This is a genomic window from Bradyrhizobium sp. Bra64 (genome assembly GCF_024519875.1).
Classification (GTDB): Bacteria; Pseudomonadota; Alphaproteobacteria; order Rhizobiales; family Xanthobacteraceae; genus Bradyrhizobium; species Bradyrhizobium japonicum_G.
Map to the genome: position 1 here is coordinate 247,989 of NZ_JALJRD010000008.1, position 13,950 is coordinate 261,938.

General features: G+C 64.5%; 15 protein-coding genes. 8 read left to right on the plus strand and 7 right to left on the minus strand.

What is annotated here, in order from left to right:
- Nucleotides 1-53 precede the first annotated feature (53 nt).
- Both NR187_RS23605 and NR187_RS23610 read right to left on the minus strand, forming a co-directional pair.
- The gene (locus tag NR187_RS23605; RefSeq protein ID WP_256807840.1) at nucleotides 54-1,823 is read right to left on the minus strand and encodes a CYTH and CHAD domain-containing protein; all 1,770 of its coding nucleotides are present in this window, start codon (nucleotides 1,821-1,823) and stop codon (nucleotides 54-56) included.
- Nucleotides 1,824-2,113: 290 nt separating this feature from the next.
- Nucleotides 2,114-2,821, minus strand: coding sequence for a GntR family transcriptional regulator (locus NR187_RS23610; RefSeq protein WP_256807841.1), 708 nt, complete (start codon nucleotides 2,819-2,821; stop codon nucleotides 2,114-2,116).
- Between the two features lie 265 nt (nucleotides 2,822-3,086).
- Here NR187_RS23610 and NR187_RS23615 point away from each other — a divergent pair, with 265 nt between their 5' ends.
- From NR187_RS23615 to NR187_RS23640, 6 genes are all read left to right on the plus strand, one after another.
- Nucleotides 3,087-4,073 (plus strand): ABC transporter ATP-binding protein, encoded by a 987-nt coding sequence (locus NR187_RS23615; RefSeq protein WP_211385111.1) that lies wholly within the window; start codon nucleotides 3,087-3,089, stop codon nucleotides 4,071-4,073.
- Between the two features lie 42 nt (nucleotides 4,074-4,115).
- Nucleotides 4,116-5,405 (plus strand): PotD/PotF family extracellular solute-binding protein, encoded by a 1,290-nt coding sequence (locus NR187_RS23620; RefSeq protein WP_211385112.1) that lies wholly within the window; start codon nucleotides 4,116-4,118, stop codon nucleotides 5,403-5,405.
- A gap of 4 nt (nucleotides 5,406-5,409) precedes the next feature.
- Nucleotides 5,410-6,369, plus strand: a complete 960-nt coding sequence (locus NR187_RS23625; RefSeq protein ID WP_211385113.1) for an ABC transporter permease — start codon at nucleotides 5,410-5,412, stop codon at nucleotides 6,367-6,369.
- 3 nt (nucleotides 6,370-6,372) lie between these two features.
- Nucleotides 6,373-7,251 carry an ABC transporter permease gene (locus NR187_RS23630; RefSeq protein ID WP_211385114.1) on the plus strand — a complete coding sequence of 293 codons (879 nt, stop codon included), beginning with the start codon at nucleotides 6,373-6,375 and terminating at the stop codon, nucleotides 7,249-7,251.
- Between the two features lie 4 nt (nucleotides 7,252-7,255).
- Nucleotides 7,256-7,987 (plus strand): aspartate/glutamate racemase family protein, encoded by a 732-nt coding sequence (locus tag NR187_RS23635; protein ID WP_211385381.1) that lies wholly within the window; start codon nucleotides 7,256-7,258, stop codon nucleotides 7,985-7,987.
- Between the two features lie 177 nt (nucleotides 7,988-8,164).
- Nucleotides 8,165-8,659, plus strand: coding sequence for a hypothetical protein (locus tag NR187_RS23640; protein WP_211385115.1), 495 nt, complete (start codon nucleotides 8,165-8,167; stop codon nucleotides 8,657-8,659).
- 169 nt (nucleotides 8,660-8,828) lie between these two features.
- On the opposite strand, the gene NR187_RS23645 is transcribed toward NR187_RS23640, so the two are convergent.
- Nucleotides 8,829-9,164, minus strand: a complete 336-nt coding sequence (locus NR187_RS23645; RefSeq protein ID WP_211385116.1) for a hypothetical protein — start codon at nucleotides 9,162-9,164, stop codon at nucleotides 8,829-8,831.
- A 104-nt stretch (nucleotides 9,165-9,268) separates the two neighbouring features.
- Nucleotides 9,269-9,571 (minus strand): hypothetical protein, encoded by a 303-nt coding sequence (locus tag NR187_RS23650; protein WP_211385382.1) that lies wholly within the window; start codon nucleotides 9,569-9,571, stop codon nucleotides 9,269-9,271.
- 91 nt (nucleotides 9,572-9,662) lie between these two features.
- Between NR187_RS23650 and NR187_RS23655 the strand changes: the two genes are divergently transcribed.
- A complete protein-coding gene (locus tag NR187_RS23655) occupies nucleotides 9,663-9,878 on the plus strand; it encodes a hypothetical protein (protein WP_211385392.1) in 216 nt (71 codons plus the stop codon).
- A gap of 30 nt (nucleotides 9,879-9,908) precedes the next feature.
- Here NR187_RS23655 and NR187_RS23660 read toward each other — a convergent pair whose 3' ends face one another.
- The 3 genes from NR187_RS23660 to NR187_RS23670 all read right to left on the minus strand — a co-directional run bounded on the left by NR187_RS23660 (nucleotide 9,909) and on the right by NR187_RS23670 (nucleotide 12,647).
- Nucleotides 9,909-11,603 carry a PAS-domain containing protein gene (locus tag NR187_RS23660; protein ID WP_211385117.1) on the minus strand — a complete coding sequence of 565 codons (1,695 nt, stop codon included), beginning with the start codon at nucleotides 11,601-11,603 and terminating at the stop codon, nucleotides 9,909-9,911.
- A 103-nt stretch (nucleotides 11,604-11,706) separates the two neighbouring features.
- Nucleotides 11,707-12,237 (minus strand): gamma carbonic anhydrase family protein, encoded by a 531-nt coding sequence (locus NR187_RS23665; RefSeq protein WP_256807842.1) that lies wholly within the window; start codon nucleotides 12,235-12,237, stop codon nucleotides 11,707-11,709.
- 80 nt (nucleotides 12,238-12,317) lie between these two features.
- The gene (locus NR187_RS23670; protein ID WP_211385119.1) at nucleotides 12,318-12,647 is read right to left on the minus strand and encodes a hypothetical protein; all 330 of its coding nucleotides are present in this window, start codon (nucleotides 12,645-12,647) and stop codon (nucleotides 12,318-12,320) included.
- A 221-nt stretch (nucleotides 12,648-12,868) separates the two neighbouring features.
- Here NR187_RS23670 and NR187_RS23675 point away from each other — a divergent pair, with 221 nt between their 5' ends.
- Entirely contained in the window at nucleotides 12,869-13,576 is a 708-nt protein-coding gene (locus NR187_RS23675; RefSeq protein ID WP_256807843.1) for a hypothetical protein, read from the plus strand.
- Nucleotides 13,577-13,950 lie beyond the last annotated feature (374 nt).

Consider the following 13,950-nt stretch of genomic DNA (forward strand, 5'->3'; position numbering starts at 1 on the left):
CGCGGCCAGCCATCCCCCAATGGCTGGCCGCAACTTTTTTTGAGGATGCGCGATCAGGCCTGCTGCGTTTGCCGCGACCACGGCACGCGCGCCGCGGTGAAGTCGCGCCAGGTGCCTTGCAAGGAAGGCTGCACGCCGGCCGATGCACGCGCCTGCCAGCCGGTGATCGCAGCAGCAGCAATGGCGCAGTCGGGCTCGGCGCCGAGCCCGTCGAGCAACGATGCCGTGACCGCCATGTCGTTGAAGGCGCCAAGTTCCTCCTGCAAGCCGGCGAGCCGGTGCGAGAATTTTCGCGCCGATTTGCCATCCGCGAACAGCGGCAGCAGGAACTCGCCGAGATAGCGCAGCCGCTTGGTCGCGAGCCGGACCCGGTGCAGCTGTTCGGCGGGAAGCGACTTGAAGCGGCGGCCGCGCTTGAGCACCTTGGCATATTGCGCCGACAGGATGCGCTGCGCGAAGTCGATCGCGGGCTCGGCGAGCTGGCCAAGATCCTCGGTGGCGACGTCGTTGCGCCAGCCGCGCGCCTCGATCCAGTTACCGAGACCGATCAGGAAGATGGCGCAGCGCCGATCGTCGAGCGCATCATGCGCCTTGCGATAGGCATCCGACTGGCGCCCGGCCGCAAGCCGGTCCAGCGCATCGAATCCGGCGATCGAAGGGCAGGCTTTTGCGATCGTCGGCAAGGTGTCGAGCCGGAACACATCCCAGTCGCGCGCGGCGGACAGATCCTGCGCCAGCCATTTGGCTTCCGTCCGCAACGTGTCGAGATTGCTCAGCGCCCCCGCCGATCGCATCAGATCCAGCACCGACCGGAGCCGGCGCAGCGAGACGCGCAGCTGATGGATTCCTTCCGGATTGCGGCCATCCTCGGCGGCCGGCAGCGACTGGAGCAGATGGAGGAAGCAGGAGCGCAGGATGGTGGCGAAGGCCTCGTCGAGCGTGACCGACGCATCGAGGCGAAGTTTTCGCGGGCGTCGCGCCGAGGGCGGCTTGCCGGCGGCAAGATCGAAGCCGCGTGCCGACTTGGTCCGGATCGACGGCTTCACCGCCCCGTGCTCGGCAAGCCGCAGCGCGATCTCGTAGATCGTGCTCGCGCTACCGCTCTTCAGTTCAAGTTCGATCTCGCTCACGGGCAGCGAATTGTCGTCGGCCGTCAGCTCGCCCAAGTCGAAGGCGATCTCGACCGTGCCGGATGGCAGGTCGATCATCCGCGCATGGCGATGGATGTCGGCGGTGAAGACCGCTTCAAGGGGCTGCGCTTCCAGATGGCCGCGAAGCTTCTCCGGAATGAAGGGCATCGCCAGAGCAAGATCAGGCGCAAGCGACGGCACGCTCGCCTCCCACTCGCCGCGACGCAGCGGGTCGTCCGCCGCATCGGTCTTTACGGTCTGCACGAAGCGGGCGCCGCTCCGACGTACGCGCAGGCTCAATCCGTTGCGCCGAAGTGTCCGCTCCGGCGTGTCATAATAGACCGACTTGAGACGCTTGTGCGTGCCCTTGCTGCGCGCGTTCATCGCGATCACGGGCGCGGCGTTGAAATGCGCCATGCGGTCGGCATCGACGAGAAGCTTGAGCTCGATCTCGCCGGCGGCACGCGCGGCAGCGCTCGACTGGCGTGGTTCCTGTGCCGGCTCCGCGTCTCGCGGTGGCATCTGATCAACCACAGCGCCCTCGACGATCACAGGTTCCGCGGCGAGTTCGGCGGGTTCAAGCTGCCTGAGGAAGCCGGCGACGATTTGCGTTCTCTTGTCGTCCTTAGGAACAGGATTCCGATCCGGCGCGCTCATGGTTTTGCGAGCCGGTGTAGCGTCTGATTTCAACATTTCCGGTGACATGACAGTTCAATGACAGAACGTCAGCATATAGCCGGTACGGCCCGGGAGGAATAGTAACGTTACGTCGCAACGCACTGTCATAGTTCGGCGCGGCTGACGAATTAAATTGCCGACGCGTACAGTAAGCGGTCGAATGACTAGCGAATCTCACGGTTCCCGAAACCAAGATGAACGCGTCAGCGAGCTTGACTCATTCGAGCCGGAGATCGCGTCCGGTTCACAGCGAAGAAAGTCGGGCGACGACGACCGGCGGTAAGAGCCGCCAAGCAATCGCGCGCTCACGCGCCCAGCACATCCGCGAGCCGCAGCTCGTCGGCGGCGGGATCCTTCAGGAACAGCTCGGCCTCGATCTCGTTCAGATGCGACAGCATCTGCGCGCGCGCAGCCTGTCTGTCGCGCTTGCGGATCGCGGCGACGATGCCGGCGTGATGATCAGTGCCGCAGGCCGGCGTGTCGTGGCGGCGGTAGAGCAGGATGATGAGCGAGGAGCGCGCAATCAACTCCTTCAGGAAGCCGAGATAGATGCTGTGGCCACTCATCTCGGCGACGAGACGGTGAAACTCTCCGGAGAGCCGGACCGAGGCACGCGCGTCGCCGCGCAGTTCGGCTTCGCGTTCCTCGGTGAGATGTTGCTGGAGACGATCGATCCAGGCCGGCGACATCGCTTCAACGGCGTGATCGACGATCGTCGGCTCGATCAGGCGGCGCGCCTCGAACACCTCGCGGGCATCCGCGGGCGTCGGTCGCGCGACGAAGGCGCCGCGGTTCTTCTCGATGTTGACGATGCCCTCATGCGCGAGTTGCTGGAGCGCGGTGCGGACCAGCGTGCGGCTCGCGCCGTAGATCTCGCCGATCTCGTCCTCGCCGAGCTTGGTGCCGGGCAGCAGACGATGCTCGAGGATCGCCGCGGTCATGCCCTCCCGGATACGGCTGACGCGATCGCTCGCATCTGGCGCGTCGGATTTCGGGCGAATCTTGGCAGCCATCAGTTCGAGGGGTTGGGGTTGAGGGCTCGGCGACGTTCAGCCACGAATGTTAGTCGACGAGCTGTATCCAATCACAGGCGAAACTTTATACAATCTGCGCCCGTTTTGTGTGCAGACCGCGGTGCATGCGGCGGACGGCCCGGATCCGGCGGATTCGATCTAACGATTTGACTCCGCTGCACTGTTTCGGAATTCGGCCGGCCATGGGCGATTGGCATGGACCTTGCGGAGAGAGGCGAAGCATCGCCCTCGCCCCGGACACGCCATGGCCACTCCCGCCGCCCTCGAACTGGTCTCCGTCACCAAGCGCTACGACACGACGCTGGCGGTCGACACCGTCAATTTGAAGATCCCGGCCGGCACCTATTGCTGCCTGCTCGGCCCGTCCGGCTGCGGCAAGACCTCGACGTTGCGCATGATCGCCGGTCACGAGGCGGTCAGCGAGGGCGACATCATCCTCGGCCCGCAGAACGTCACCGATCTCGAACCTGCCAAGCGCGGCACGGCGATGATGTTCCAGTCCTATGCTCTGTTTCCGCACCTCACCGTGCTCGATAACGTCGCGTTTGCCCTGAAGATGCGCGGCGTCGACCGGGCGACGCGGCACAAGCGCGCCGGCGAGTTGCTGGAGCTGGTGGCGATGACCCCTTATGCGGCAAGGCTTCCCGCCCAGCTCTCCGGCGGCCAGCAGCAGCGCGTCGCGCTGGCCCGCGCGCTGATCACCGAGCCGCAAATCCTCCTGCTCGACGAGCCGCTCTCGGCGCTCGATCCGTTCCTGCGGGTGAAGATGCGCGGCGAGTTGAAGCGACTGCAGCGCGAGCTCGGCATCAGCTTCATCCAGGTTACCCACGGCCAGGAAGAAGCGATGGCGCTCGCCGACCACATCGTCGTGATGAACCAGGGCAGGATCGAGCAGCAGGGCTCGGCCCGCGACATCTTCCACCATCCCCGCACCGAATTCGTGGCCCGCTTCATCGGCGGCCACAACGTCCTCAGCGACGCCGGCAAACTCATCGCAGTGCGCGCCGATCAGCTCGGCATCGTGCCGTTCACTGACGGCGCGTACGGTGCGCCCGCGCTGCTGACCCAGACCGAGTACCAGGGCTCCTACATCGCCGTCTCGCTCACGCTCGAGGACGGCACCGCCCTGTTCTGCCACCTCCCCGAGGCCGCCTTCGACGTCCACCCGTTCCGGCCGGGCGATCGCGTGCTGGCCACCTGGGATCCCGCCAAGGCGCAACGCCTGCAATAGCGCCGAACAATCAACGGAATGCGCAACAGAGGAGTGACTGACATGACCGAAACGACCAGGAAGAAGGGCTTCAGCCGCCGCACGCTGCTCAAGGGCACCGCGGGTCTCGCCGGCCTTGCCGCCGGCTCCGGCGCCATCACCGGCTTTCCCTATGTAAAGTCGGCCGAAACGAAGGTGCTGCGCTATCTCGGCACCGCCGTGAACGAGGGCGACGACATCTCCAAGCAGTGCCTGAAGGACACCGGCATCAAGATCGAATACATCACCGCAACCACCGACGACGTCACCAAGCGCGTGATGACCCAGCCGAACTCCTTCGACGTGCTGGACACCGAATATTTCTCGCTCAAAAAGCTGGTGCCGTCGGGCAACATCCTTGCCCTCGACGCCAAGAAGATCAAGGAATTCGACAACATCACGCCCGTCTTCACCAAGGGCCAGACCCCCGGCGGCAAGAAGATCGGCAACCAGGGCACCGCGCCCTGGAAAGTGCTCTATCTCGAAGGCAAGGACTCCAAGAAGTTCGCGACGTCGGCGACCGAATTCGTCACGTTGATCCCGACGGTCTACAACGCAGACACGCTCGGCATCCGCCCCGACCTGATCAAGCGCCCGATCAGCTCCTGGTCGGAGCTGCTCAATCCCGAATTCAAGGGCAAGGCCTCGATCCTCAACATCCCCTCGATCGGCATCATGGACGCCGCGATGGTCGTGGAAGCCACCGGCAAGTACAAATATGCCGACAAGGGCAACATGACCAAGGAGGAGATCGATCTCACCATGAAGGTGATGACCGAAGCCAAGAAGGCCGGCCAGTTCCGCGCCTTCTGGAAAGACTTCAACGAGAGCGTCAACCTGATGGCATCAGGCGAAACCGTGATCCAGTCGATGTGGTCGCCGGCGGTGACGAAGGTGCGCTCCATGGGCATCGCCTGCACCTTCCAGCCGTTGAAGGAAGGCTACCGCTCCTGGGCGTCGGGCTTCTGCGTCTCCAAGGGCGTCTCGGGCGCAAAGCTCGAATGGGCCTATGAGTTCGTCAACTGGTTCCTGTCCGGCTATGCCGGCGCCTATCTCAACCGCCAGGGCTACTACTCTGCCGTGCTCTCCACCGCCAAGGCGCATATGGAGCCCTACGAGTGGGCGTACTGGATGGAAGGCAAGCCGGCCGAGAAGGACATCAAGGCGCCCGACGGCTCGCTGCTGGAAAAGGCCGGCGCGGTGCGCGACGGCGGCTCCTACGAAGACCGCATGGGCGGCGTGGCCTGCTGGAACGCCGTGATGGACGAGAACGACTACATGGTCCGCAAGTGGAACGAGTTCATCGCGGCGTAATTTGATGGACACGTCGGAGGACATCCTGCAACAGGCCCCCCCGGGATTGATCCCGGGGTCGGGCACAGCGCGCGCCGCAAAGCCGACGCGCCTGTCGCCGTCCTTCATCTCCTGGCTTCAGGCCGGGCCGATGATGCTGGTGTTTCTCGCCTTCTTCCTGATCCCGCTCGTCTTCGTCGTCATCGTCTCGTTCTGGGACTACAATGAATATCAGTTGCTGCCGGCCTTCTCCGGCCGCGGCTACACCGACACGTTCGAAGGCTGCATCGCGCAGCTTCCCGATCTCTGCACCATCGCCAGGACCTATCTGATGACCTTGAAGCTGTGCTTCCTGGTGTGGGTCATCACGCTCTTCATCGGCTTCTGGGTCGCCTATTTCCTCGCCTTCCACGTCAAATCCAAGACCTGGCAGATGGGATTGTCGCTGCTCTGCACGATCCCGTTCTGGACCTCCAACGTGATCCGCATGATCGCCTGGATTCCGCTGCTCGGCCGCAACGGCCTCGTCAATTCCGGCCTCGTCAAAACAGGGCTGATCAACCAGCCGCTGGAATGGCTGCTGTTCTCCGAATTCTCCGTGGTGCTGGCGCTGGTGCACCTGTTCACCTTCTTCATGGTGGTGCCGATCTTCAACTCGATGGTGCGCATCGACAAGTCGCTCATCGAAGCCGCCTATGACGCCGGCGCGACCGGCTTCCAGACGCTGGTCAACGTCATCATCCCGCTTGCCAAGCCCGGCATCGTGATCGGCTCGATCTTCGTCATCACCATCGTGATGGGCGACTTCATCACCATCGGCGTGATGGGCGGCCAGCAGATCGCCGCGGCCGGCAAGATCATCGAGACACGGGTGAACGCGCTGCAGTTCCCGGCCGCTGCCGCCAATGCCGTGATCCTGCTCGTGATCACCTTCCTGATCATCACCATGATGTCGCGCATCGTCGACATCAAGAAGGAGCTCTAGAGCATGAAGGAAGGACGCCCGCGCTCTTTCTACGTGCTCGCGATCTTCTTCGCGGCCTACACGTTGTTTCTCTATGGCCCGATGATCGCGATCTACGTCCTGTCGTTCCAGGGCCCCCAGGGCGGCCTGACCTTCCCGATGAACGGCGTGTCGACCTTCTGGATCGCAAAACTGTTCCAGGGCACCGGCATCGTCGATCTCGGCGCCGCCTTCCGCCGCTCGCTGCTGCTCGGCATCATCGTGATGATCGTCACCGTCGTGCTGTCGGTCGCCGCCGGCATGGCCTTTCGCCGCAAGTTCAAGGCGCAAAGCATCCTGTTCTACTCGGCGATCGCGAGCCTCATCGTTCCCTCGATCATCACCTCGCTCGGCATCTCGCTTGAATTTCGCATCATCGACGACCTGATCAAGGCCCACTGGAACGAGAACTTCGAGACCTCGATGGGTCTGCTGACGTCAGGACTCGGCGCGCATCTGACCTGGACGCTGCCATTCGGCCTGCTCATCATGTTCGCGATCTTCAACCGCTTCGATCCCCGGCTCGAGGAAGCCGCGCGCGATCTCGGGGCGACGCCGTGGCAGGCCTTCCGCCATGTCGTGCTGCCGATCATCCTGCCCTCCGTGATCGGCATCGGCCTGTTCGGCTTCACGCTGTCCTGGGACGAACTCGCCCGCTCCAGCCAGGCGATCGGGGCGGTGAATACATTGCCGCTCGATCTGCAGGGCCTCACCACCACCGTGACGAACCCCGACATCTATGCGCTCGGCACCGTGATCTCAGCCGTTTCGTTCACGGTGATCACGCTTGCGCTCGGCACCATTCACGTGCTGAACAAGCGGCAGGCGGCCAAGGGCTCGGACGCCGGCAAAGGGCTTGTCTGATCTGATGCGACTTCACGTCGTCAATCCCAACACCACCGCGTCGATGACGGCGAAGATCGCGGCCGCGGCGCGCGCGGTCGCCCTGCCGGGCACCGTGATCGACGCGCGCCAGCCGGCGATGGGCCCGGTTTCGATCGAGGGATTTTACGACGAGGCCTTTGCCGTGCCCGGCATGCTCGGCTGCATCCGCGAGGCCGACCGTGACGGCGCGGATGCGCACATCATAGCCTGCTTCGACGACACCGGGCTCGACGCCGCGCGGGCCGCAGCCAGGGTGCCGGTGATCGGCATCGGCGAAGCCGGCTTCCACATGGCAAGCCTGATCGCGGCGCGCTTCGCCGTGGTGACGACGCTCAATGTCTCCATCGTGCCGATCGAACATAATTTGCGGAATTACGGCCTCGCTGAGCGCTGCGCCCGCGTCCGCGCCGCCGAGGTGCCGGTGCTCGCGCTCGAAGAGCGCAACGCCGATGCCATCGGCAAGATCTCCGCGGAGATCACGGCTGCAATCCGCGACGACCGCGCAGAGGCCATCGTGCTCGGCTGCGCCGGCATGTCCGATCTCGCCGCCGAACTCGCCGACACGCACGGCCTGCCCGTGGTCGACGGCGTCGCGGCGGCGGTCACGCTGGCGGAATCGCTGGTGCGGCTGGGACTGACGACGTCGCGGCTCGGGCCCTACGCGGCGCCGCGGTCGAAGCCCTATTCCGGACCGTTTTCGCCGTTTCAGCCGTGATCGCTGCCCTGGCCGGGTATTCGGAAGCCTTAAGGCCTCCTGATTGCTGGTTTTTTCGCGCTTAGCCTCTTTTTGGTCCCATTCCTTGCCGAAACGTAGCGCTTTCGGGACGCCCCGGCCGCCCAAGGGTTGCCGGTCTTCGCAACGCACCAAGTTTCAATTTGGGTTTTGTCAGCGATGATCGATCTCGCAGAGGACACACGGTCCAACCCCCTTCTTCGCCTCGGCGCCCAGCCCATCGCGCTGACCGCCGCCGCCCTCCTCCTGCTCATCACCGGCGTGACCTCGATCGCGATCTGGCGGGCCTATACCGGCGCAATCCCCGAGACCGACCGGGTGGTGGCGTCGCGGCAGCTCCAGGCCCGCACCGCCCAGGCCTCCGAGCAACTGGTCGAGAAGACCAAGGGGCTGGAGGCGACCCAGCAGGAATCGATCGACCAGCTTCAGGTCGTGCAGGATCAGCTCACGACGATGAAGCGGCTGATGGCGGCGCAGCAGGCCGACAACAAGCGCCTGTCCGAGCAGGTCGCCTCGCTGAACGAGTCGATCGACAGTCTGCGGCAGTCCTTTGCCAGCGCCCGGGCGACCGAGACGGAGGCCCCCTCGGTTACCCGCAGGAAACCGGTGCGGCACCGCGTCCAGGCCAGCACGCGCAAGCGTTCGCGCGGCTGAGAGGCTCGCGACGCGACTTTAAATTCTTCGACTTGTGAACTGGATCACATTCGCCCGTATGATTCCGCGCGATGCTTGCCGTTACCGGATGGCGTGAGCCGATTTCAATGTCCGGGGCTGGCAAGGTCGTTGACGGTATACTGCGTCAACGACCTTGTTTTTTAACGGGTCATTCGCAGACGTCGACGCGACGGAATCGCCATCCCGCAGGCGTCATCACCCGCCTCCGGGCGACGTAGCAGCCGCCATAACCATCGTCGTAGCCGGTACCATAATAGTAGGGGCTGCCGTAATAGGGGTAGCCGTAGCCGTAATAGCCGCCGTAGTAGCCGGCGCCGGCAAGACCCGCTCCGATCGCAACCCCGGGCCAGAAGCCGCCGCCGTGCCAGTGGCCGCCATGGCCCCAGCCCCCGCCGTGCCCGAAACCCCGCGCCTGTGCCGCCTGCGGTGCCGACAGTCCGACCGCCGCGACGGCCAGCGCCGCCAAGATCATCTTGCGTAACATCACTTGATCCTCTGCGTGGATACGCTCCACCGCTCCAAAGCAGGACCAAGCTAATCACCTTGGGGCGTTCCGGACAGCCTCGCTGTCTCACTTCCCCGCGAGCATCAGCAGCCTCGACAGATGCTCTTGAGCTTCTTGTCGAGCGTGCGGTTCTCGGCATTGACGGCGGCGTCGGTGGATCCGCCTGCACCGGTACCGGTGGTGGCTCCGGGGGCGGCATTCGTTCCGGATGATTGCGCCGTACCCAGGCTGTTGGTCCCGGGCGGAGGTGCCGCAGAATTGGCGACACCCCCGGCCGATCCCGCAGAGCCGCCGGTCGCTTGCGCGAACGATACGGCCGGCATCGCCGCAAGGCCGAAGATGACGATCATGATCTTGATTGAACGGGCTGCGGACGATGGTGCCATTCGGATTCTCCTTTCCCGATCAACCGCCGCAGCGATCACCGGTTCCGGAACAATTGCCGTCGGTTCAGCTTGAACAGGGAGAGTCACGATCATGCGAAAGCCGATCGTGTTCGACGCGGCAAACCGGAAAGGCGAAATCAGGATGACGGATCGCGATCCTTTTGCAGAGGGCGAACGCGCCGCGCAGGAAAACATTCCGGCAGAAGCCAATCCCTACTCGGACGGCAGCGACGAACACGCGTTGTGGGCCGCCGGTCACGAGAAGGTCGCGGGCGCAATCGAAGCGCGCGAATCCGAGCGAAGCTGACACGTTGCTCCGGATGGCGCGCGCCGGTGGCTATGCGGCCGCCACCATCGTCTCGGTCCGGTCCTCGACCATGGTCACGAACATGTGGGACTCTTCACCGGCGCCGCCGATCTGGACACGGCGGGCGGAGATCACGCGCCGCCCTCGCGTGGGATTGTCGATGGTGTCGATGATCGGCTCGAGCTGCTGCTTCTGCGCCAGAAGCTGCCGGTCGCGCCGCTCGATCAATTCGGCCGCTTCGGCGGAAAACAGCTCCCGCGCGGTCTTGCCGATGATCTCGCCACGCGACATGCCGATCATCTTCTCGGCGGCCTTGTTGACGAAGACATAGCGCAAATTGCGTGCATCCTTGGCGATGATGCCTTCGGCCACGTTCTCGATGATGGTGGCGAGGAAACGCTCCATTCGCTCCAGGATGCGCTGGCGCTGACGTTGTTCGGTGACGTCCTCCTGCACCGAGACCCAGCCGCCACCGTCCATCGGACGCTCGTAGATCTTGATGATGCGGCCATCGTTCAGGGCGACCTCGTAGGCCGCGGGCTCGCGCTTGGCGATCCGGTCGACAACCGCCGCGACATATTTCACGACGTCGCCGGTGAACAACCCGCTCTTGACCCGGTGCTGGAGAATCTCCTCGAGCGTCGATCCCGACTGGATTGTCTCGGGCAGATTGTAGATCCGCCGGTAGTTGGCGTTCATCGCGACCACATTGGCCTTGCCGTCGAGCATGATCAGGCCCTGCGGCATGCTGTTGATCGCGGCCGACATCTGCCACTTCTTGGCCTGGTACTTGTCGTTGAACTTGTCGCGCTCGGTCATCGCCGCATCGCGCGCCTGCGCGGTGCCGAGCTCGATCTCCTCGAGCTCGAAGATGCGCGCCACCGCGTCGCGGAAGTTCTGCACGGCGCGCGCAAGATGCCCGATCTCGTCGTGACGGCGCAGATGCGGCACCTCGCTCTTGACGTCGCCTTGCGCGACCCGGTCGGTCGCCTGGGTGATCTCGGCCAGCGCTCCCACCACCGAGCCTCGCATCACGACGACGTTCAGCCCCGCGAGCAGCAGGGCCGCCAGACCGAGCGCGAACAGATAGGCCGCGGCATATCTGTTCTCGTTGGCGAGATCGTCCGCCTCGCGGGCACGTTGCCCGTAAATTCTCTCGAGCGTCTCGAGATCGCTGTTGAGCTTGTTGCGCAACGTCCGGTTGGCGTCGTTGTCGCCCCATTCGCGCGCCGCCGCCGGACTGATCTCCAGGCCGCGCCGTACCAGCTCCTGGCGAAACTCGACGAATTGCGAGATGCGCTGGCGGAAGGCGGCAATCTGTTCGGCGTCGTCGTCACCGACTGTCCGCTCCATGTTCTTCACCGCCGCAGCGAGCTCGCGGTTGCGCCTGAGCAGCCCGTCGGCGAACTGCTTCATCGCGGCCCGATCGGCGGACATGTAGATGCCGCGCGATTCCATCACGATGGCGTAGATCAGCGCGTTGATGCGGCCGACGTTGATGGCCGCCTCGGCGGAGGTGGCGTGCATGTGGCGATAGGTCGTCTGCAGGCGGACCGACTGGATCGACATCACGAGCAGGAAGGTGGTGACGATCGCCAGGAAGCCGGCGATGCTGTAGACCTTTTCCGCCACGCTCAGCGTGTCCGTGCCGCGCGCGAAACGAACGAATTTCTTCAATAGTCTGGTTCCGGCGTCGAGGCCGGATCCCACCGCCGCAGCGTCCATAGCGCCGCTCCTCTTGATTGAGAACGCACCACGATACCAGTCGTGGCGCTAGCGGAGCCTTAAAGTTCTCGGCGGTATTGTTACGGTATGGAACCGCGGCATCTCACCCGATCCGCTTCAGGCCCTTCGTGAATCGCGGGCCATTGGCGACGTAGAACCTGGCCGCGCTCCCCATCTTCTGCACCTGGGCGTCGTCGAGCGTGCGGATGACGCGCGCGGGCGAGCCGATGATCAGCGAGCGTTCGGGGAACTTCTTGCCCTCGGTGATGACGGAGCCGGCGCCGACGATGCTGTTGCGCCCGATCCTGGCGCCGTTCATCACGATCGAGCCCATGCCGACGAGCGCGCCATCCTCGATGGTGCAGCCGTGCAGGATGACGTTGTGGCCGACGGTGCAGTTCCTGCCGATGTGAAGCGGAAAGCCGAGATCGGTGTGGCAGGTCGAGCCGTCCTGCACGTTGGCGCCCTCGCCGATCTCGATCCACTCATTGTCGCCGCGCAGCACCGCGCCGAACCAGACGCTCGCCCCCGGCTTCAGGCGCACGCGGCCGATCACGGTGGCGGTCTCCGCGATGAAATAATTGCCGTCGGCGGGAAGATCGGGCGCCTGCCCGTCGAGCTCGTAGATCGCCATGAGGGTCTCCTGTCACGTCGAGACTGGCATAGCGAAACGGCGACCTGGACGCAAAGGGGGCGGCCGGGCCGGGCGGCCCTTCAGGTCAGAACGCCGGCCGCGCGCAGCGTCATCAGGAAGAAGGTGCCGCTCATCATGCTCCAGAAGCCGGCGATGACGGTCGCCATCATCACGAATTCGACGCGACGGCTTTCCACGCGCATGCCGCGCAGCGTATTGCGCATGATGATGAAGGGCGCCGCGAACACCAGGAACGGCACCGCGGCGAAGGTCTTCGGCGCCACGCCGTCCTGCAACAGGCCGAAGCCGGCGGGCCGCTGCGCGACCGCCTGGTATCCGCTCACGAGCGCGCCCGCGAGCGCGAAACCGATGCAAATCGAGAAGAAGGTATTGAGAGCCTCAGGTGTCATCGGAACGGTCCGCCCTTACGCAACGCCGGAGTCTTCCTGTGACAAATGGCGCTGGTTAACGCTACATTATCCTTAAGGGAAGGTTAACGCCGCCGGCCATCTGGCGCAGGTCCCCCTCCCTTCTCCGCGGCCCCCCGGTGCTGCGCGAAATCGCCGCCGCGTGGCATATTCGCAGCTGATTCGTCGGCCAACGGCCGACTGCTTCTCCGGTCGCGCGGCTCATGACGGTGTTTTCGGCAACCTCCCCTCAGTCTTCCCGGATGCGCACAAGGGCGCATGTCGTCCCGATCGTGCTCGGCGGCATGGCCGCATTGTGCGCTGTCGCTCTCGTCGCGTATCTGCTGTGGCCGACCTGGGGCACGAGCGGCGCGAACGGCCCCGACAAATTGCCGGTGAGCGTCGGCGGCACGCTGTTCAACCTGCCGACGACGGCGATCCGCATGAAGATCCAGCGCCACTCCGGGCCGCAGGAGCGCATCGATCTCGACTTCCTCTATCCCTCGCTGGAACCCCCGGGCGCACCGAAGCACGTCACCGCCGACACGGTGGAGGCGGCGATGCAGCCGATCGACCGCATCTTCCTGTCGATCGCGGCGCATCACGATGCACTCGCCCCCGAACAGCGAACGGCCACGATCTATCCGCGCTATCTCGACCAGGCCGCGACGATGCCCGAGGACGGACTGACGATGCGGATGTTCCGCGCCGACACGCCTTACGGCAACGAGGACTTCTATTCCGCTGCGAGCCCCGCGCTGGCCGCGCGCTGCACGCGCGATGCGGCAACGCCGGGCATGTGCCTCTCCGAGCGCCGCGTCGGCGGCGCCGACCTCACCTTCCGCTTCCCCCGGAGCTGGCTGTCGCAATGGCGCGATGCGGCGGAGGCGATGGACCGGCTGACGGCGCAGCTGCGCGGGCCGAGGAGCTGAGCCTCCCTGCCCTGCCGCGAGACCAACTTGCCGAACGGGCTGAAGGGACCAACGAAAAAAACATCGAAACAACCCCATGCACAGTAGCCAAGTCGCGGGGGCTTCGTATTTTTCGAATTCAACTTGACCCGTCGGGCAAAACGGGAGCATCATGTCGTCAGGGACAAATCAATTGAACGACACGGTCGCACATCTGTCGCCCGGCGCCCAGTTGTCTGGACGGCCGCAGGGATGTGTGACTGATATCACTGATAGAAAATTGCGTTTGGCCATTCTGCAAATAATCTGACGCTCTTGCATTCGGGGGCTGGAATGCGGCTTCGGCTGTTTGGTTTGTTGATTGTTGCGAGTTGCTTGGCGACCTGGCTTGGGAC

What these genes read in the sequence shown, in the direction of transcription:
- NR187_RS23605 (WP_256807840.1), bottom strand. Translation starts at nt 1,823, where the DNA reads ATGTTGAAATCAGACGCTACACCGGCTCGCAAAACCATGAGCGCGCCG.
- NR187_RS23610 (WP_256807841.1), bottom strand. Translation starts at nt 2,821, where the DNA reads ATGGCTGCCAAGATTCGCCCGAAATCCGACGCGCCAGATGCGAGCGAT.
- NR187_RS23615 (WP_211385111.1), top strand. Translation starts at nt 3,087, where the DNA reads ATGGCCACTCCCGCCGCCCTCGAACTGGTCTCCGTCACCAAGCGCTAC.
- NR187_RS23620 (WP_211385112.1), top strand. Translation starts at nt 4,116, where the DNA reads ATGACCGAAACGACCAGGAAGAAGGGCTTCAGCCGCCGCACGCTGCTC.
- NR187_RS23625 (WP_211385113.1), top strand. Translation starts at nt 5,410, where the DNA reads ATGGACACGTCGGAGGACATCCTGCAACAGGCCCCCCCGGGATTGATC.
- NR187_RS23630 (WP_211385114.1), top strand. Translation starts at nt 6,373, where the DNA reads ATGAAGGAAGGACGCCCGCGCTCTTTCTACGTGCTCGCGATCTTCTTC.
- NR187_RS23635 (WP_211385381.1), top strand. Translation starts at nt 7,256, where the DNA reads ATGCGACTTCACGTCGTCAATCCCAACACCACCGCGTCGATGACGGCG.
- NR187_RS23640 (WP_211385115.1), top strand. Translation starts at nt 8,165, where the DNA reads ATGATCGATCTCGCAGAGGACACACGGTCCAACCCCCTTCTTCGCCTC.
- NR187_RS23645 (WP_211385116.1), bottom strand. Translation starts at nt 9,164, where the DNA reads ATGTTACGCAAGATGATCTTGGCGGCGCTGGCCGTCGCGGCGGTCGGA.
- NR187_RS23650 (WP_211385382.1), bottom strand. Translation starts at nt 9,571, where the DNA reads ATGGCACCATCGTCCGCAGCCCGTTCAATCAAGATCATGATCGTCATC.
- NR187_RS23655 (WP_211385392.1), top strand. Translation starts at nt 9,663, where the DNA reads ATGCGAAAGCCGATCGTGTTCGACGCGGCAAACCGGAAAGGCGAAATC.
- NR187_RS23660 (WP_211385117.1), bottom strand. Translation starts at nt 11,603, where the DNA reads ATGGACGCTGCGGCGGTGGGATCCGGCCTCGACGCCGGAACCAGACTA.
- NR187_RS23665 (WP_256807842.1), bottom strand. Translation starts at nt 12,237, where the DNA reads ATGGCGATCTACGAGCTCGACGGGCAGGCGCCCGATCTTCCCGCCGAC.
- NR187_RS23670 (WP_211385119.1), bottom strand. Translation starts at nt 12,647, where the DNA reads ATGACACCTGAGGCTCTCAATACCTTCTTCTCGATTTGCATCGGTTTC.
- NR187_RS23675 (WP_256807843.1), top strand. Translation starts at nt 12,869, where the DNA reads ATGACGGTGTTTTCGGCAACCTCCCCTCAGTCTTCCCGGATGCGCACA.